At 65.9% G+C, this 18,865-nt stretch carries 16 protein-coding genes and 2 tRNA genes; 9 read left to right on the forward strand and 9 right to left on the reverse strand.

Going from position 1 to position 18,865, the window contains the following annotated elements; genetic code table 11:
* Positions 1–314: 314 nt before the first annotated feature.
* The 7 genes from LG3211_RS02920 (at position 315) to LG3211_RS02950 (ending at position 8,964) form a co-directional block, all read left to right on the forward strand.
* Positions 315–1,325, forward strand: a complete 1,011-nt coding sequence (locus tag LG3211_RS02920) for a hypothetical protein (protein ID WP_057941518.1) — start codon at positions 315–317, stop codon at positions 1,323–1,325.
* A 225-nt stretch (positions 1,326–1,550) separates the two neighbouring features.
* Entirely contained in the window at positions 1,551–1,790 is a 240-nt protein-coding gene (locus LG3211_RS02925) for a hypothetical protein (protein ID WP_057941519.1), read from the forward strand.
* A 205-nt stretch (positions 1,791–1,995) separates the two neighbouring features.
* Complete coding sequence (locus LG3211_RS02930) at positions 1,996–2,241, forward strand: hypothetical protein (RefSeq protein WP_057941520.1); 246 nt, start codon at positions 1,996–1,998, stop codon at positions 2,239–2,241.
* A 252-nt stretch (positions 2,242–2,493) separates the two neighbouring features.
* A complete protein-coding gene (locus LG3211_RS02935) occupies positions 2,494–3,699 on the forward strand; it encodes an efflux RND transporter periplasmic adaptor subunit (RefSeq protein WP_057941521.1) in 1,206 nt (401 codons plus the stop codon).
* Between the two features lie 12 nt (positions 3,700–3,711).
* A complete protein-coding gene (locus tag LG3211_RS02940) occupies positions 3,712–6,906 on the forward strand; it encodes an efflux RND transporter permease subunit (protein WP_057941522.1) in 3,195 nt (1,064 codons plus the stop codon).
* Positions 6,899–8,353 (forward strand): efflux transporter outer membrane subunit, encoded by a 1,455-nt coding sequence (locus tag LG3211_RS02945; protein WP_057941523.1) that lies wholly within the window; start codon positions 6,899–6,901, stop codon positions 8,351–8,353. The genes LG3211_RS02940 and LG3211_RS02945 overlap by 8 nt, the downstream gene beginning before the upstream one ends.
* Complete coding sequence (locus LG3211_RS02950) at positions 8,350–8,964, forward strand: TetR/AcrR family transcriptional regulator (RefSeq protein ID WP_057941524.1); 615 nt, start codon at positions 8,350–8,352, stop codon at positions 8,962–8,964. The genes LG3211_RS02945 and LG3211_RS02950 overlap by 4 nt, the downstream gene beginning before the upstream one ends.
* 198 nt (positions 8,965–9,162) lie before the next feature.
* Here LG3211_RS02950 and LG3211_RS02955 read toward each other — a convergent pair whose 3' ends face one another.
* Entirely contained in the window at positions 9,163–10,584 is a 1,422-nt protein-coding gene (locus LG3211_RS02955) for an aminotransferase-like domain-containing protein (RefSeq protein ID WP_057941525.1), read from the reverse strand.
* 310 nt (positions 10,585–10,894) lie between these two features.
* On the opposite strand from LG3211_RS02955, the gene LG3211_RS02960 reads away from it, so the two are divergent.
* A complete protein-coding gene (locus tag LG3211_RS02960) occupies positions 10,895–11,803 on the forward strand; it encodes a DMT family transporter (RefSeq protein ID WP_057941526.1) in 909 nt (302 codons plus the stop codon).
* Between the two features lie 144 nt (positions 11,804–11,947).
* On the opposite strand, the gene LG3211_RS02965 is transcribed toward LG3211_RS02960, so the two are convergent.
* The 8 genes from LG3211_RS02965 to LG3211_RS03000 form a co-directional block, all read right to left on the reverse strand.
* On the reverse strand, positions 11,948–12,223 hold the full coding sequence (locus tag LG3211_RS02965; protein ID WP_057941527.1) for a hypothetical protein: 276 nt from the start codon (positions 12,221–12,223) through the stop codon (positions 11,948–11,950).
* A gap of 350 nt (positions 12,224–12,573) precedes the next feature.
* On the reverse strand, positions 12,574–13,794 hold the full coding sequence (locus LG3211_RS02970) for an RtcB family protein (RefSeq protein WP_057941528.1): 1,221 nt from the start codon (positions 13,792–13,794) through the stop codon (positions 12,574–12,576).
* Between the two features lies 1 nt (position 13,795).
* A complete protein-coding gene (locus tag LG3211_RS02975) occupies positions 13,796–14,695 on the reverse strand; it encodes a hypothetical protein (RefSeq protein WP_057941529.1) in 900 nt (299 codons plus the stop codon).
* Positions 14,696–14,856: 161 nt separating this feature from the next.
* Positions 14,857–15,987, reverse strand: a complete 1,131-nt coding sequence (locus LG3211_RS02980; RefSeq protein WP_057941530.1) for a slipin family protein — start codon at positions 15,985–15,987, stop codon at positions 14,857–14,859.
* Positions 15,988–16,432: 445 nt separating this feature from the next.
* Positions 16,433–16,507: transfer RNA gene (locus LG3211_RS02985), tRNA-OTHER, on the reverse strand.
* 1 nt (position 16,508) lies between these two features.
* Positions 16,509–16,578, reverse strand: a tRNA-Thr gene (locus LG3211_RS25375).
* A 754-nt stretch (positions 16,579–17,332) separates the two neighbouring features.
* Positions 17,333–17,899, reverse strand: coding sequence for an isochorismatase family protein (locus tag LG3211_RS02995; RefSeq protein ID WP_057941531.1), 567 nt, complete (start codon positions 17,897–17,899; stop codon positions 17,333–17,335).
* Between the two features lie 40 nt (positions 17,900–17,939).
* Positions 17,940–18,302 (reverse strand): antibiotic biosynthesis monooxygenase family protein, encoded by a 363-nt coding sequence (locus LG3211_RS03000; protein WP_057941532.1) that lies wholly within the window; start codon positions 18,300–18,302, stop codon positions 17,940–17,942.
* 122 nt (positions 18,303–18,424) lie between these two features.
* On the opposite strand from LG3211_RS03000, the gene LG3211_RS03005 reads away from it, so the two are divergent.
* A complete protein-coding gene (locus tag LG3211_RS03005; protein WP_057941533.1) occupies positions 18,425–18,859 on the forward strand; it encodes an Lrp/AsnC family transcriptional regulator in 435 nt (144 codons plus the stop codon).
* The last annotated feature ends 6 nt before the right edge of the window (positions 18,860–18,865 follow it).

The raw sequence follows: 18,865 nt of genomic DNA on the forward strand, positions 1-18,865 counted from the left end.
CTTCGACGTTCGCGATCATCATCGAGTCTTGTTCAAGCCGCGAGCGGCCCGTAGCATGCGCGGCGCGACCGACGTGGATCGCGACCCCTCTTGCCAGCCCGGCTCGCGCCTGCCAGCCCTCTTTTTCGTAATCGCCGCGCCGCGCTGACGGCCCGGCGCCATCCCACGCAAGCGACCGCGCGCACAGTCCCGATCCGCCGCCGCGCGGATTCGCCGATCTGTGCCGCTTTGCGCCTTCGCATCAACGCCCTTGCAATACCGTTGCCATCAAGCGGCTCGCATGCTTCGGTCTTTCAGCAGGCAAGGAGGGTTCGATGATCGGCTTCGACGGTATCGCGCGCACGATGCGCATCAGTCTCATCGCCAGCGGTTTGCTCGCCGGCGCATTCGCAACCGACGCCGCCGCGGCCGGCCTGTCGGCGCAATCGGCCGCCGACCGCGCCGCGCTCGCCCTGCGCTGGGCACCGGTGCATTACCAGGACGTCGACCAGACCGGCAGCCACGCACTCGGCGGCGCCGCCGACTACGTCACCCGTTACGATTTCGACGGCGACCTCGACGGCCGCAACAATTGGGATCGCGCCGGCCAGGCCGCGTATCCGCTCGCCGCGCACGGCTACTACTCGGTGGTCGAGACCAGCACCCACTGGTTCATCACCTACCTGTTCTTCCATCCGCGCGACTGGACCGATTCCTTCTTCGACACCGAACACGAGAACGACGCCGAAGGCGTGCTGTTCGCAATCGCACGCGACGGCTCCACCTACGGCACGCTCAAGGCCGCGGTGACCGTCGCCCACACCGACTTCTTCTCTTTCGTCCCCGCCGGCAGCAACTGGACCGCCGGCGCCGAAAACGTGGACGGCTCGCTGTCGTTCCTGACCTACCAGGGCGCCCCGCACCCGGTCACCGCGCAGGAAGCGAAAGGCCACGGCCTCAAAGCCTGGCCGGCCTACAACATCAACGGCGACGGCGTGATCTATTACCCCTCGCTCACCATCGCGGAAGTTCCGTCCAACGCCGACGACCGCGACGTCAAGTACAGACTCATCGACATCTTCGAACCCGGCGGCATGTGGGATCAGCGTAACAACAGCTGGCTGTTCGCCGGCTACGGCAGCTTCGCCGGCGACAAGACCGGCGGCTGCGGCAGCGGCGCGATCGGCTGCAACACCAACTCGGCGAATGCGCCTTGGGGTTGGGACGACAGCAACGATGGTCCGGGGCGGGGGATGTTGGCTAGCGATCCGGTGGGAGTGGTGACGAATTATTTTCGGATTCCGGAAGGGGTGAGTGCGAGCTATACCTACAATCCTTATCGCTAGGTTCGCTTAGTGCGCAGTGCAGGCGCTTGCTTGCAAAGGCAGGCGTCTGCATCCAAAAGGCCGGGTGCCGAACAGCGTCGATAGCTTGGCGGAACATGGGGCTGGGCCTTAAGCTCGGCCTGCCGATGCGGCCGTGTCTGTGCATGGAATTCCCAGCCGCCCGGCTTTCGCGAGTAAGGGCCGAGCCATGTGGAAAAATCATTGCTGTGATACATCCAGGTAGCGATGGGCGCCGCGACCAGCGTGCTGGTGCTGTCCACGCTCAGGATGTTTTATTACCTCGAGATCGACCGCAGACCGCAGATGAGCCCGGGAATGTTTGTTGTCTTCGCCCCGATTCTGGTAGCCCCGTTTGTATTCGGTTCTGTGTTTATGGAGTACATCGCCAGGCGGTTTTTGCCGAGATTGAACGGTGCGTGGCCGTGGTTGATCGGCGCGTCCTATACAGGAGTCTTGTTCGGCTAGTTCGAAAGCTGGTTTATAGTGCTGTGCTTGCTAGTCAATCCGGTATCAGCTCATGTGCTCGTTGCCCGTTACCGGTATTTGCGGGCTAATCGGTCCGTCTTCTAAGGTATGCGCGCAATTCGCAGTTCCGTTGCGGCTCACATGCGGCGAATAACTCCCACTGCGCCGCATTACTCTTGGACGATCAGTCTACCATCGACACTGCATGCAAGAACTTATTCAACCCGGCGACATATACGAAGACGTCTTCTTCCATCCCTGTCTGTGCATCGGCATCGACGACACGGGTTTCGCCTGGGGCATTTCCCTCATCGACGGCAGCTATCCGCGGACCACGGATCTGTATAAAAGCGGCATCCGCCGCCTGACGATCGAACAAGCCTGGGAATGGAAAACCAGAGGGCCGCAAGCGATTGCGGCGGACTGGGATGCGGAACATCCGATCGAGTAGTTCTTCTTGTCGGGCAGGCCTGTCCGACCGGGCTGCCCGCTGGCGCCCTCAAGCCGTCGCGACTTTGCCGAGCCGGCCCCTTCGATGTCGCCTCGCGCGCCCAAACCCTGCATACCCCGCAAAACGCCGTGGAACCTTGCGCGCCTCCGCCAAAGGTCACTTGACCTCGCCCACCCAAAAAAAGAGAATGATCGTTCATTCTACGATGTGGCCGCGGTCTGTCCGACCGCAACAACGACCTGAGGCTCCCCCATGCCGTCGCGCAAGTCCCTGTCCTATAAGACAATTCTCACTGTTTCCGTGCTCAGCCTGGCCCTCGCGGCCTGCGGCAAGGGAGGCGATCAACAAGGCGGTCCAGGCGGTCCCGGCGGTCCCGGCGGCCAGAAGGGGCAGGTCACGGTGGTGACCCTCAAGCCCGAGACGGTCACGCTGACCCGCGAATTGCCGGGGCGCACCAGCGCTTCGCTGATCGCCGAGGTGCGGCCGCAGGTCAACGGCATCGTCGAGAAGCGCTTGTTCACCGAGGGCGGTCTGGTCAAGGCCGGGCAGCCGCTGTATCAGCTCGACGACAAGACCTACGCCGCCGACCTGGAAACGGCCAAGGCCACGCTCGCGCGCGGTGAGGCGTCGTTGAATTCGGCGCGTCTGAACGCCAAGCGCTCGGCCGATCTGGTCAAGATCGACGCGGTCAGCAAGCAGGACGACGAAACCGCGGTCGCCACGCTCAAGCAAAGCCAGGCCGATGTGTCGTCCGGCCGCGCCGCGGTGCAGAGCGCCAGCGTGATCCTCGGCCGCGCCCGCATCACCTCGCCGATCACCGGCCGCATCGGCAAGTCGGCGGTCACCGCCGGCGCGCTGGTCACCGCCAATCAGGCCGATCCGCTCGCGGTGGTGCAGCAGCTCGATCCGGTCCACGTCGATATCAGCCAGTCCAGCGCCGAACTGCTCGCGCTGCGCAAGCAGATCGCCGCCGGCACCCTGACCGAAGCGACCACGCCGGTGACCATCGTGCTCGAAGACGGCAGCAAGTATCCGCTCGAAGGCAAGCTGGCGTTCTCGGAAGTCACCGTCGATGAAGGCACCGGCAGCTTCCTGCTGCGCGTGGTGGTGCCGAACCCGGACAACATCCTGATGCCCGGCATGTACGTGCGCGCGCTGGTCGGTACCGGCGTGCGCCAGAACGCGCTGCTGGTTCCGCAGCAGGGCATTTCGCGCGACCCGAAGGGCAACGCCACCGCGATGGTGGTCGGCGCCAAGGGCACGGTCGAGCCGCGCGAACTGCAGGTCAGTCAGGCCATCGGCGACAAGTGGCTGGTCGAAAGCGGCCTGAAGGCCGGCGACAAGGTCATCGTCGAAGGTCTGCAGAAGATCGGCCCGGGCATGCCGGTGGACGCGACCGAAAAGGGCGCAGCGCCGGCCAAGCCGGCCGCGGCCCCCGCCGGCGCGCCGAAGCAGTAATCGGAGAAATTCATGGCACGGTTCTTTATCGATCGCCCGATCTTTGCCTGGGTCCTGGCGATCATCATCATGTTGGGTGGCGCGATCGCGATCACCCAACTGCCGATCTCGCAGTACCCGACCATCGCGCCGCCGACCGTATCGGTGAACGCGTCCTACCCCGGCGCTTCCGCCAAGGCCGTCGAAAACTCGGTGACGCAGATCATCGAGCAGAACATGAAGGGCATCGACGGCTTGCTGTACATGTCGGCGACCAGCTCCTCCGACGGTCAGGCCGGCGTCACGCTGACGTTTGAAAGCGGCACCGACCCCGACATCGCCCAGGTGCAGGTGCAGAACAAACTGCAGCTGGCCACTCCGTTGTTGCCGCAGATCGTGCAGCAGCAGGGCGTGAGCGTGTCGAAGGCCAACTCGGCGTTCTTGCTGGTGATCGGCTTCGTGTCCGAAGACGGCAGCATGAACGGCGCGGACATCGCCGACTACGTCGCCGCCAACCTGGTCGATCCGCTCGCGCGCGTCAACGGCGTCGGCAGCACTCAGCTGTTCGGCACCAAGTACGCGATGCGCATCTGGCTCGACCCGGACAAGCTCAACACCTACAAGCTGACCCCGACCGACGTCATCAACGCCCTGCGCGCGCAGAACGCCCAGGTCGCGGTCGGTCAGCTCGGCGGCACGCCGTCGGTGAAGGGCCAGCAGCTCAACGCGACCATCACCGCGCAGGATCGCCTGCAGACCGCCGACCAGTTCAAGAACATCGTCGTGCGCGCCAACAGCTCCGGCGCGGTGCTGAAGCTGTCGGACGTGGCCCGTGTCGAACTGGGCCAGGAGGACTACAGCACCATCGCCCGCTTCAACGGCAAGCCGGCGACGGGTATCGCGATCTCGCTGGCGACCGGCGCCAACGCGCTGGCCACCGCGCAGGCGATCCAGGCCGAACTCGAACAGCTCAAGCCTTCGTTCCCGAAGGGCCTCAAGGCGGTGACGCCGTTCGACACCACGCCGTTCGTGCGCGTGGCGATCGAGGAAGTGATCAAGACCCTGCTCGAAGCGATCGTGCTGGTGTTCCTGGTGATGTACCTGTTCCTGCAGAACTTCCGCGCCACGCTGATCCCGACGATCGCGGTGCCGGTGGTGTTGCTGGGTACTTTCGGCCTGCTGGCCTTGTTCGGTTACTCGGTCAACATGTTGACCATGTTCGCGGTGGTGCTGGCGATCGGCCTGCTGGTCGATGACGCCATCGTCGTGGTCGAAAACGTCGAGCGCGTGATGAGCGAGGAAGGTCTCTCGCCCAAGGAAGCCACGCGCAAGTCGATGGACCAGATCACCGGCGCGCTGGTCGGTATCGGCCTGGTGCTGTCGGCGGTGTTCGTGCCGATGGCGTTCCTGGGCGGCGCGACCGGCGTCATCTATCGCCAGTTCTCGGTGACCATCGTTTCGGCCATGGGCCTGTCGGTGCTGGTGGCGATCGTGCTGACGCCGGCGCTGTGCGCGACCATGCTCAAGCAGATCGAGAAGGGCCACCACGCCTCCGACAAGGGCTTCTTCGGCTGGTTCAACGACAAGTTCGACCGCGGCAACAAGAAGTACCAGGGCGTGGTGCGCGGCATCGTCACCCGCACCGGCCGCTTCATGATCGTGTTCGCGGCGATGGCGGCGTTGATGGCGGTGTTGTTCATCCGCCTGCCGTCCTCGTTCCTGCCGCAGGAAGATCAGGGCTTTTTGTTCACCATCGTGCAGGCGCCGGTCGGCGCCACGCAGGAACGCACCGGCGAAGTGCTCAAGAAGGTCGAAGAGCAGTTCCTGGGCGACAAGGCCGTGGATTCGCTGTTCACCGTGCAGGGCTTCAGCTTCGCCGGTAACGGCCAGAACGCGGGTATGGCGTTCTCGCAGCTCAAGCCGTGGGAAGAGCGCGAGACCACCTGGGGCGATCGCTGGCGCTGGCTGACCAGTTTCGGCAAGACGCCGATGCCCGACAACAGCGTCAACGGCGTCGTCGGCCGGGCGATGGGCAGCTTCATGCAGATCAAGGATGCGTTCGTGTTCGCGCTGGCGCCGCCGGCGGTGTTCGAACTGGGCAACTCCAACGGCTTCGTGTTCTACATGAAGGACAACGGTTCGCTGGGTCACGATGCACTGGTCGCCGCGCGCAACCAGTTCCTCGGCATGGCCGGCAAGAGCGAGTTGCTGCAGAACGTGCGTCCGAACGGCATGGAAGACACCCCGCAGTTCCGCGTCGATGTCGATAACCAGAAGGCCGCCGCGTTGGGCCTGAACATCGCCGACATCAATTCGACCCTGCAGGCGGCCTGGGGCGGCCAGTACATCGACGACTTCGTCGATCGCGGCCGCGTCAAGCGCGTCTACATCCAGGCCGACGCGCCGTTCCGCATGGCGCCCACCGATTTCAATCGCTGGTACGTGCGCAACGACAAGGGCGAGATGGTGCCGTTCTCGGCCTTCGCCACCACCCGTTGGGAATTCGGTTCGCCGCGACTTGAGCGTTACAACGGTGTCTCGGCGCTGGAAATCAACGGCGAAGCCAAGCCGGGCGTGAGCTCGGGCCAGGCGATGGCCGAGGTCGAGAAGCTGGTGGCGCAGTTGCCGCCGGGCATCGGTCTGGAATGGACGGGCCTGTCGTATCAGGAACGCCAGGCCGGCGCGCAGACGCCGCTGCTGTACACGCTGTCGCTGTTGATCGTGTTCCTGTGTCTGGCGGCGATGTACGAAAGCTGGGCCATCCCGACTTCGGTGCTGCTGATCGCGCCGATGGGCATCCTGGGCACGGTGCTGGCGACGTGGCTGCGCGGCATGGAACGCGACGTCTACTTCCAGGTGGCGATGCTCACCACGGTGGGCTTGTCGAGTAAGAACGCGATTTTGATCGTCGAGTTCGCGAAGGAGAACCTTGAGAAAGGCATGGACCTGATCTCGGGCACGTTGGCGGCCGTCCGCGACCGTCTGCGCCCGATCATCATGACCTCGCTGGCCTTCGGCCTGGGCGTGTTGCCGCTGGCGCTGGCGAGCGGCGCGGGTTCCGGCGCGCAGCGCGCGATCGGCACCGGCGTGCTCGGCGGCATGGTGGTGGGTACCTTCCTGGGTATCTTCTTCGTCCCGCTGTTCTTCGTGGTGGTCGAGAAAGTATTCGTCCGAAAGAAGCACGCGCCCGCTGAGCAGGGCACGCAAGGAGCGCAGAGCCATGAGTAAGTTTTCGATCCACGCCCTGGCGCTCGCGATCGCGGTGGCGACCACCGGTTGCCTCAGCCTGGCGCCCAAGCTGCCCGAGCAGCAGGCGGCGATTCCGGCGCAGTGGCCGCTGCCGCCGACCACCCAGTCCTTCGTCGGCGCGCAACCGCTGACCTCGGACCCGGCGGCGGCCTCCGCCGCGACGGATTCGTCCGTCGCGGTGGCCGATATCGGCTGGCGCGATTTCTTCGCCGACCAGAATCTGGAAAACCTGATCGGCCGCGCGCTCGACAACAACCGCGATCTGCGCGTGGCCGTGCTCAACGTCGAGAAGGCGCGCGCGCAGTACCGCATCCAGCGCGCCGACCGCGTTCCCGCGCTGGGCGCCAGCGCGCAGTTGGATCGCCGCGGCGGCGACAACGTGCCGGTCACCGACCAGTACACCGCCGGCATCGGCATCACCAACTTCGAACTCGACTTGTTCGGCCGCGTGCGCAGCCTCAGCCAATCGGCGCTGCAGCGTTATTTCGCCGAGGAAGAGGCGCGCCGCAGCGCGCAGCTGAGCCTGATCGCCGAAGTCGCCAACGCTTATCTGACCTTGGCGGCCGATCGCGAACTGCTGTCGGTGTCGGAAGCGACGCTGAAGAATCAGCAGGCCGCTTACGATCTGACCGAGAAGCGCCGCGAACTGGGCGCGGTGTCCGGGCTGGAACTGAGCCAGGCGCGGACCCAGGTCGAGCAGGCGCGCGCGGATTCGGCGCGTTATGCCGGCCAGGTCGCGCAGGACATCAACGCGTTGAATCTGTTGGTCGGCGAAACTGTCGATCCGGCGCTGCTGCCGCAGAAGCTCACCGACGGCGTCACCGGCCTGGCCGGGCTGCCGTCGGGTCTGCCCTCGGAAGTGCTGCTGCGCCGTCCCGATGTGCTGCAGGCCGAGCACACCTTGCGCGCGCAGAACGCCAACATCGGCGCCGCGCGCGCGGCGTTCTTCCCGTCGATCAACCTGACCGGCTTCCTCGGCAGCGCCAGCAATGAGCTGTCGGGTCTGTTCGACTCGAACACGCGCGCGTGGACGGTGAACCCGGTGATCAACCTGCCGATCTTCCAGGGCGGCAAGCTGCGCGCGAATCTGGCCTCGGCCAAGGCCGATCAGCAGATCGCGCTGGCCCAGTACGAGAAGGCGATCCAGTCCGGTTTCCGCGACGTCGCCGACGCGCTGGCGCTGACCAAGACCCTGGCCGAACAGCGTCAGGCGCAGGAAGCGCTGGTCGAAGCGGCCTCGCGCGCCGATCAGCTTTCTACCGCCCGTTACAAGGCCGGCCGCGACAGCTACCTCAACCAGCTCGATGCGCAGCGCACGCTGTACGGTGCGCAGCAGGGCTTGGTGACCACGCGCCTGAGCGAACAGGCCAACCGGGTCACGCTCTACAAAGTCCTCGGAGGTGGCTGGAACGAGCGCAGCCAATGAGCACTCCGGGCAAGCCGACCGCCAAGGCCGCCGCGCGCGCGCTGGCTCAGCGCGAGCGCATTCTCGTGGCGGCGCAGAAATGTTTCGTCGTGCACGGCTTCCACGCCGCGAGCATGGCCAACATCGCCGACACGGCGGGCATGAGCGCGGGCCTGATCTACCGCTATTTCAAGGGCAAGAACGACATCATCCTGGCCATTATCGAGCGCCAACTCGAAGAGGCCCGGGCCGATATCGCCAAGCTGCACGCGACCAGCGATCTGGTCGCGGGCATCGCGGAAGTGTTCGGGCAGTGGCAGGCCAACGATCCCAATGTCACCAGCGCGGCCTTGTTCCTGGAACTCACCGCCGAGGCCACGCGCGATGAGGAAATCGCCGTGGCCACGCAGGCGTCCGACCGCGTGTTCCGATCCTTGCTGGGCGATTGGTTCGTGCGCGCCGTCGCCGACGGCGGTTTGGGCGTGTCGCAGGATCAGGTCGCCACGCGCGTGCTGATCCTGCAATGCCTGATCGAAGGCCTGGCGATGCGCGCGATCTCGCAGCCGGACTTGAGCGTGGATCAGGTCAAGTCGGCGTTGAATCAGTTTCTGCCGAGTTTGTTGACGGCCTGACAGATCGGGGTCGAGATTCGACCGCGAATGCTTCCAGTGAAGGCCGCCCCGTGCGGCCTTTGTGCTTTTGCAGGAGGGAGCTTCAGCCCCGATGCTTCTCTTTCAGCTCCATCGATACCTGAAAGAAAAGCATCGGGGCTGAAGCTCCCTCCCACAAAACAGCCCGGAGTTCGCGCAGGCCTGGATTGTCTTCGCCGCTTACCCTTGCAAGCCCTTGGCCAACTCGCCCACGGTCTTCAATGCCGTTTCGATCTTCTTGTCCCACGGCTGCCCGCAACTGAGCCGCACGTGGTGGGCGTAGTCGCCGCGGTTGGAAAACAGATGCCCCGGCAGGATGCCGATGCCGCGCGCCATCGCCGCTTCGAACAAGGCCTGTCCATCGATCGCCGGCGGCAGCTCCACCCACAAGGTCATGCCGCCGGCCGGTTCGGCCACGCAGGTGCCGTCGGGCCAATGATCCAGCAAGGCCTGCCGATAGATCTGCGCGTTGCCGGCCAAGGTCCGGCGCAAGCGCCGCAAGCCGCGTTCCATGTCGTGGCGGGCGAAGAAATCGATCAGCGCCATCTGCGGCAGGGTCGCGGTGGCGACGGTGGAAAAGCTCTTGGTCCGTAGCAGTTCCGAGCGGCGCCGCCCACCGAGCATCCAACCCACGCGCAAGCCCGGCGCGAGCATCTTCGAGTACGAGCCGCAGGTGACCACGTGCTCGCCGTCGTCGTAACGGCGCAGCGGCGACGGGCGTTCGCCGGAATAGGCCAGTTCGCCGTACAGATCGTCTTCGATCAGGGCCGTGCCGTGGGCGGCGCAGGCGGCGACGATCTCGCGCTTGCTCGCTTCGCTGGTCAGGCTGCCGAGCGGATTGTTGAAGTTCGGCACCAGCAGCGCGGCGCGGACCGCGTGGCGTTCGAGCAGTTCGCGCAGTTGCGCCGGATCGATGCCGCGGCCGGGATGGTTGGGGATTTCCAGCACGCGCAGGCCCTGCGCCGACACCGCCTGCAGCAGGCCGTGATAGGTCGGCGATTCGAGAATCACGATGTCGCCCGGGCGGGTGATGGTGCGCAAGGTCAGGCTGATCGCCTCCATCGCACCGGCGGTGACGATCACTTCGTCCGGATCGATCTCCACGCCGCATTGCGCGTAGCGCTGAGCGATGCGCTCGCGCAGTTGCGGCAATCCCTGCGGCACGGTGTAGCTCAGCGCGGTGTGCGGATCGCGCCGCATCGCGCGCGCGACCGAAGCGGCCAGCGCCGCGGTCGGCAGCATCGAGGCGTCCGGGGTGGCGGCGTGCAGGGCGATCAGGTCGCGACGCGATTGCACGTCGAGCACGCCGAGCAGGGCGGGATTGCTCACCGGCATCGGCGCGCGGGCGAGGTGGCGCGCGCGCGAACCGCGCGGCGGCGCGCCGGCGGCGGCGCGCACGTAGTAACCCGAACGCGGCCGCGCTTCGATCAGGCCTTCGCGTTCGAGTTGCTGATACGCCTCGACCGCGGTGGCCAGGCTGATGCGCTGATCGCGACCGAGCCGGCGCAGCGACGGCAGGCGTTCGCCGGCGCGCAGCACGCCGCGCTGGATCTGGCGGCGCATGCGGTCGGCGAGGCGTTCGTAGAGCAGGTCTTGGGACATGGGGGCAAATCCGATGACGTCTTCGGAGCCCCTCTCCCGCTGGCGGGAGAGGGGTTGGGGTGAGGGCCGGCAAGCGCTGATGAAAGCAACAGCATTCGCGCCTTCGGCGCTCACCCCCTCACCCTAACCCTCTCCCGCCAGCGGGAGAGGGAACAGATGCAGCTACGCGGTGACCGCGATGCGGTCTCGCGTCGTCTCAAACTGTACCGGTCGAAATTGATCCTAACTGAATCTGTATCGGTCCGCAGCCCGGTCCTAACCTGAGCTTCCCCGATCCCGTAGCCCCGGCGCGTGCACCGCGCAGCCTGCCATGACCCCCGTCGCCACCCCCGCCGAATCGCGCACCGCCCTGATCCAGTTGCTGGTCGCCGAACTGCTGATCGGATCGGTCGGCGTGTTCGTGCACGAAAGCGGCCAGAACGCGATCACCGCGGTGCTGTTCCGCTGCGTGTTCGGCTGCCTGTTCCTGCTGGCCTGGGGCTGCGCGCGTGGTTTGTTCCGCGGCTTGCTCGGCGAGCGCGCGCTGATCCGCTCGGCGATCGTCAGCGGCGTGCTGCTGGTGCTGAACTGGGTGGCGCTGTTCGCCGGCATGGCGCGCTCGTCGATCGGCGTGGCGACGATGGTCTACCACTTCTTCCCGTTCGTGGTGATGGGGATGGCGGCGATGTTCTACGGCGAGCGCACGCGCGCGGCCGACCTGGGCTGGACCGCGATCGCCTTCGTCGGCGTGCTGTGCTCGGCCGATCCGTTCAAGTTGTGGAACAGCGCCGGCAGCGGCTATCTGATCGGCGTCGGCATGACCTTCGTGGCGGCCATTCTGTGCGGCGCGTCGTTGCTGCTGTCGCGGCGGATCAGCCGAGAGCGGCCGTTCGCGGTGGTGCTGATCCAATGCCTGGTCGGCGTGGTCATGCTGGCGCCGTTCGCCGATTACGCCGCGGTGTGGACGCCGGGCAGCCACTGGTTCTGGCTCGCCGGCCTGGGCCTGATCCACAGCGGCGTGTGCTACGTGCTGTTCTATTCGTCGTATCCGCGCCTGCAGGTGGCGACGATCGCGGTGCTGGCCTTCATCTATCCGGTGATCGCACTGCTGCTGGATTATCTGCTCTACGGCCGCACCTTGGCGCCGGTGCAGAGCCTGGGCGTGGCGCTGATCGTGCTGGGCACCCTGGGCGTCAATCTGAAATGGCAGTGGCGCCGGCCGCTACCGGCGCGGGCCTGAGCGTTCGCGAACGCCGTACGTTTTTCTCGACCCGGCCCGTCGTCTGGACGGGGCAGCAGGCGATGCCTGCTCGGCCGGCGCAAGGACGCGCCGGCTGGGTATTTGTCGTTCGCCGATACGATGCCGCAGTGAGCCGATCGCGGCTCAGTCCGCGAGCACCAGCCGCCAGGCGCCTTCGACATCGTCTTCGATCAGCGTCCACGGCACCTGCTCGGTACCGCGCAGGCGTTCCCAGCCCCGGGCCAGTTCGTCGCGGATGTCGTCCCAGTGGCGCTCGCCGTGATGCAGGCGCGCGCCGATGCCGTAGGTGATCGCCAGCTCGCGGGTGTGATGCGAGATCGCCGCCGCGCTCGCCGAAGCCGGGTCGCCCGGTTCACTCTCGGGCGAAGAGGAAAGCCAGTCGACGTAGCGAGGGGGCATGGGAGGATCCGTTGGCATTCCTTTTGCATTAGGACGATATCGGTTTTATGTTCGGCCGGGGTTACGAGACGTGGCTAGCTCACATCCGAAACGCGAGCCAGGTCGCAAACATGCATTCGGGTTTTCGCGCGTTCGTTCGTCCTCCGCCGAAAGTCGGAGGCGCGGCGCCGTCAAACTGAACCTTGAGTGGGGCGGGTGCTGAATGCGCAGGATGTTCGCGGGTACGCCGCGTCGCGGCCGCGCGACGGACTGGCCGTCGATAAACCATTCGTTTCCACGGGCGCCGCCGGATGCACCGCCGGCAAAAAAACGCCGCCCACCAGGGGCGGCGCCCGAGCGCTTCCGTGCGCTCAACCCTTGATGCAGATCACCTGACGCAAGGTGTGAACCACCTCGACCAGATCGGTCTGAGCCGCCATCACCGCTTCGATCGGCTTGTACGCCGCCGGTGATTCGTCGATGACCGCCGCGTCCTTGCGGCATTCCACGTGGGCCGTGGCCTCACGATGGTCCTTCAGCGTGATCTTCTGCCGCGCCTGCGTACGGCTCATGACCCGGCCGGCGCCGTGGCTGCAGCTGTGGAAGCTGTCCGCGTTGCCCTTGCCGCGCACGATGTAGCTGCGCGCGCCCATGCTGCCGGGGATGATGCCGAGCTCGCCTTCGCGCGCGCTGACCGCGCCCTTGCGGGTCACCCACAACGATTCGCCGAAATGTTCCTCGCGCTGCACGTAATTGTGGTGGCAGTTGACCGCGGTTTTTTCCAGCTGGAACTTCGGCAGCTGGATGCGCATCGCGTGCAACACCCGCTCCATCATCGCTTCGCGGTTATGGCGGGCGTAGTCCTGCGCCCAGCCGACCGCTTCGACGTAGTCGTCGAACAAAGGCTCGCCTTCCAGCAGGAAAGCCAGGTCCTTGTCCGGCAGATGGAAGCCCAGCACGCGCCGTTCCAGTTTCAGCCGCGCCAGCTCGATGAAGTAACTGCCGATCAGGTTGCCGGTGCCGCGCGAGCCGGAGTGCAGCATCACCCACACCGCGCCGGCCTCGTCGAGACAGACTTCGATGAAGTGGTTGCCGCCGCCGAGCGTGCCGATCTGCTTGTCGAGCTTGTCGGTGCGCAGCTTGCGGTGCTTGCCGTGGATGACCTCCAGCCGCGACGCCAGACCCGACTTGGCCAGGCGCGTGGCGTGGCTGTCGGGCAGGCGTCGGTGCTCGCCTCCGCGGCCGTTACCGACGGGCACGCAGTGCTCGATCGCCGAACGCACCTTGGCCAGGCTGTCGGGCAGATCCTTCGCCCGCAGCGTGGTGCGCACCGCGGCCATGCCGCAGCCCAGATCGACGCCGACCGCGGCCGGGATGATCGCGCCGCGCGTAGGCACCACCGAGCCGACGGTGGCGCCCTTGCCCAGGTGGACGTCGGGCATCACCGCGACCCAGGGGCCGACGTGGGGCAGGGCGGCGATGTTGCGCAGCTGCCGCCGCGCGCCTTCGTCGACCGTCACTCCGCGCACCCAGCCTTTGACCGGCACCGCGCCTTCTTCGGCGTAGAGCAGTTCGAAGCTTGATGTACTCATGTCAATGTTCCTTGTTGCGCGGGCCGACTCGTGCGGGCCCGCGGTGTTGGTTTCTTCGCCGGGGCAATCGGTCGCCGGGCTCGCCCGTAACCTGCGAGTCCGCCCCGGTTTCGTTCTTCAGCCGGTGCCGTTGCAGTTCGACGCGGCTCAACTGACGCTTGCTGCGGGCATACACATCGCCGCGGTCGTACAACCGACCGCCGCAGTCGCGATCGCAGCGACCGCAGGCCGAGCACGCGTGCGACAACGCCGGCCGCCGCGCGATCACGTCGAAAGGCTGCAAGTACGCCAAAGTGCGCCGTTTCTGCTCCGATCCGGGACGGGCCGGAATCGCCGGGATCGGCGCCAGCTCGACTTCGTACCAGACCCCACCGATGCAGCGCAGCTGGGTCCATTCGTCGATCGCCACCACGTCCTGCCGTTCCGGGTCGCGACGTCGCCGACGCTTCTCGTACCAACCCAGGCGCTGCTCGTACATGAAGCGGATACCGGCCTGATTGAACAGCAGCAGGCCGTTGTCCGGGTGCACATAGAGCCGTTGCCCGGATTGCGCCAGCGGCCTGGGACCGCCGTAACGCCCCAGTTCGTACAACTCGCCGTCGACGGCGCCCACCTTCGTGGCAACGAAATCATCCAGGTGCTGATGAATATGCTGCTGCACGGTATTGCGCCGGTCGATGCCGCTGCACAGGTCCGAGAACACCCGATCCCACGGTCGGCCGACCTGACGTTCCAGGTAGCGTTGCAGCGGGCGCAGGTTTTCGTTGAGCCACTTGGGATGGCGTTGATGGCGAAAGCGCAGGCTTTCGTACTGTCTTTCGTCTTCGCGATCGCCAGGCGGACGCGGGCGCGGAGTGTCGAGTCCTCCTTGCCGCGGCCGCTCGACGATCACTTTGAACATGTCCTTTCGCATACAAACTTTGATCCGATAGATAACCCCGCGTCGCGGCTTGCGACCGCGCGCGGTGAGATGGCCGCCCCGTTCGGGGCGGCGTTCGCGTTTGCTCGACGGCGTGCGCGCTATCGGAAGCCGGACGGCGATGGCGCCGTCCGGTCCTGCGTTCAGCCGTTGCCCTTCAGGCTGACCAATTGCTTCATGACTCCCTCCAGACCGCCGAACACGGTCAGCTTGTCGATCTTCTCGGTGATCTTTTCCAAGGCCTCGAGCTCCTTCAGGCGCATCAAGACCGGGCTTTCCTCGATCAGCTTGGCGGTGTTGAGCAGGCTGCGCGTCGCGTTCGCCTCTTCGCGGCGACGGATCACGTTGGCCTGCGCGGTCTTCTCCGCCTGCACCACGCCGTTGAGGATGTCCTTCATCTCGCCCGGCAGGATCACGTCCTTGACGCCGACGCCGAGCACTTCCAGTCCCGCCTCGGCGACCGGCCCGCGCACGTAGGCGAAGATGTCCGCGTCGAGCGAAGCCTTGTCGCCGAGCAATTCGTCCAGGGTCTTGGACGAGATCGCCTTGCGCAGGCCGTACTGCAGCTCGCGATAGACGTGATCCAGGTACTTGGCGACGCGGGTACGCGCCGCGACCGGGTCGGTCACGCGCAGGCTCGCGGCCAGGTTCACGCGCAGCGACACCTTGTCGCGGGTCAGCAACTCCTGGCCCGAGACTTCCATCGCCTGCACGCGCAGTTCCACCACCTCGACGGCGACGTTCTTGCGCAGATTCCAGAACGCATACGCGCCCGGCTCCAGACGGCGCACGAACTTGCCGTCCACGAACAGCAGTCCGGCCGATTCGGTCGGCACGTTGCCGGCGACCGCGACGCGGTCGAGGTAGCTGAGCTGACGCAGGCCGTTGGCGACCTCGCGCTCGACTTCCAGGCCTTCGCTCAGAGCGATGGCGCGGATCTCGATGCTGGCCAGGCCCTTCCAGTACAAACGGCGGGTGCCTGGCGCCAGCACATCGGCGATACGGCCGTTGCGCAGCACCAGCCCGACTTCGTCGTTGCCGATGTCGGCCAGGACGAAATGCATCTGCAGGCGCTCGCCCAGGCCGGCGATCAACGCCTCGCCATCGTTACCGGTGTACTGGCTGTTGCCGATGTCGTGCGTGACCAGCACCAGCTCGCGCTTGAAGTCGCTGAGGCGATGGACGCCGGCGCCGAGCACGCGCTCGATGCGGCGATTGCGGTAAACCAGGACGCGCTCGGCATCGCCGACCACGACCTTCTTCATCCAGAACATGGTGTTCTCCTTGAGGTTCCGGTGGGTCCGATCCGTGGTGGTGACCGTTGCGACCGAATCGGTCGTCGCAAGGGCGCGGTGAAAAACGAGGGCGGTCGTGGCGCCCGCGGGCGCAGCGATGGGTCCGCCGTGCGCGCCGGGCGCGCAGGGCGTTGGAGCTTGTTCGCCGCGCGAGTCGGCGAACGCAAAAGGTGGAAACGCCCCTGACGCCGTCACCGCGAAACCCGCGCGCGGACTGCGCGGAGCCGGTGCCGCCAGGCATCGCGACGATCCTTGTCGCCGATGCTTGCGCCGCGCCGTTCCTGCGCCTTCAAGGCGTGGGTCCGGCGGTGCCGCCGCTGCTGCGTTTCGTTGCGCGTCCTGTAACAGCGGCGCTTGGCGAAACGCCGCACGGGGCGTTTCCTGGGTTGGAACTTTCGTTCCTTCAAGACTGCTTTTCAGGCAGTGGATGGGATAACGGGAATCGAACCCGCGACCACAGCATCGAGACGCTGCGCTCTACCGACTGAGCTATATCCAATTCGAAAGGGCCGGACTCGAACCGACTACCTGCGCACTAAGTCGCCGCTCTAACCTGTGAGCTACCTTCCAGGGCAGCACCTATTCGCGCACTCGGCATACGCAACGGCACGGCCGCGCGCACCGGACGGGATACGAACCCGTACCGCTGTAATGCGTTTCATCGGATGCTGCCTATTGCCGTGTGTCTCCACACGGCAATTCGTTCGGGCGCAAGCGCCCATGTGAGTCGATCGCGCACGCACCGCTCGTGCCGAAGCACCGGAGCACAGCGCTCAAAGCGCCTCTGCGGTCGAACCCCTGTGTCTACGATGCTTCGGGGCCGTGTGCGATCAAGCTTGTTTTCAAGGGTTATGGTGTCCTTTGCGAGCGCTGAAACGAAAACGCCCCCGGTGTTTGACCGAGGGCGTTCGCTTCCTCGGAAGATCGGGCGACCGATCTTCCTTGGCAAAGAAGATCAATCCGGCGTGTGTTGCGCCTGGCGACCGCGCATCGACAACGCGCAGTCGAACAGACCGGGGCACGAGGGCCGCAGTTCGTTCTGTTTGGCGATGTGGTTGTCGAGATGCATGTGAAGGCGGTCGGTTGATTGCGTCGCAAGGACGATGGGCGCGAACTCTACGCTCGCGAAATTACGGATGCAAGACCGTTCGTCGTCCCGCGAAAGGTTTTTTCGCGGTCGGTGTGATCGATTCGGGGGGATGTGGCGAGAGGTTTTTAGTTGCGATGATGGTTTGAGGTTGCGCGTGCCCTCACCCCGGCCCTCTCCCGCAAGCGGGAGAGGGAGGGAAAGCGGTGCAGGACGGTGCGCATGCGTTGCGTGCGATCAGAATTCGCCGACTCTCGCCAACAACGCATCGGTATCGATCACTTCGGCAAACTCCGCGCGCAACGTAGCCAGATGCGCGCGGCTGATCGCTTCGGCCGCGATCACCGTCCCGTCGGCGTCGGTCAAATCGAAACAGCAGCAGGCATCGCCGACCACGATCGTGCGATAGCCCAGGTTGCTCGCGATGCGCGCGGTGGTGGATACGCACATGTCGGTGCTGATGCCGAACAGCACGACGGTGTCGATGCGCAACCGGCGCAGGCGCAAGTCCAGATCGGTGCCGATGAAGGCGGCATTGACCGATTTTCCGACGATCGTTTCGCCATCGAGCGGTTCGAAGCCATCGCGAAAGGCGTGGCCCGGATGCGTGGACTGCAACGGCGAGCCATCGTGAATGGAGTCGTGGCGCACATGGATCAACGGCAAGCCGCGTTCGCGCCAGGCCGCGAGCAGGCGTTGGCCGTTGTGCTCCATCGCCGGATTGTTGCGAGGCCCCCACGGCGGATAGTCGAAGCCGCGCTGGACGTCGATGGGGATGAGGGCGGTGCGATGCGATGAGTTCATGGGGATCGGTTCGTTCCGGTGGAATGGGGCGCGCGGGCAATCAATCGGCATCGCGCCGCGGCCCGCCGTAAGCGCGATGCACGATCGCGACGCGTTGTTCGAAGCGCTGGTACCAACGCCGATGGCCCAGGTCCCGCGCGGCCGCGTGTTCGGCCTGATCGCGCCAGGCGCGGATCGACTGTTCGCTGTCGAAATAGGCCACGGTGATGCCGAAGCCGTCGCCGTCGCGAGTGGATTCGAAGCCGAGGAAGCCCGGTTGCCGGCCGACCAGCTCGACCATCCGCTCGGCGGCGACGGCGTAGCCGGCCTCGTCCTGGCCGCTGCGCTGGGAGGAGAAAATCACCGCGTAGTAGGGCGGCGCGGGCAGATCGGCGAAGCGGGAAGCGGAATCGGACGCGGACATGGTCGGGACGGGCGCGGCGCGCTGGGCGATGCGGCATGGTGCGCATTGCTCCGTGCCGGTCTCAACCCGGCACAATGACGGTCCCGGCCGGCGCGGCCGGACAGCCGCCACGGGTTCCCATCATGAAGACGCTGGACGAAGTCGATCGCAAGCTGATCGCGTTGCTGCAGGACAACGCCCGTCTGTCGACGGTGGCCCTGGCCAAGGCGGTGGGCCTGTCGCGCAGCACCGTGCAGGAACGTCTGCAGCGCCTGGAGGCGGCCGGGGTGATCGCGCAATACACCGTGCGCCTGGGCAGCGGCGGCGATCCGCTGTGCGCGTGGCTGATGCTGCGTTACGCGGAAGGCTTCAGCTGCGACGACATCGTGCCGCCGTTGTCGCAATGGCCGCAGGTGCGGCTGGTGCACAGCGTGGCCGGCGAAACCGATCTGATGGTGCTGGTGGAAACGCGCTCGCCCGGCGAGTTGGCCGACCTGCGCGAGCGGGTCGCGGCGATGAAGGGCGTGGACGATGTCACCACGATCCCGATCCTGCGCACGGCGCTCGATCGCAGGTAAGCGCGG

The sequence above is a fragment of the Lysobacter gummosus genome (assembly GCF_001442805.1).
GTDB lineage: Bacteria > Pseudomonadota > Gammaproteobacteria > Xanthomonadales > Xanthomonadaceae > Lysobacter > Lysobacter gummosus.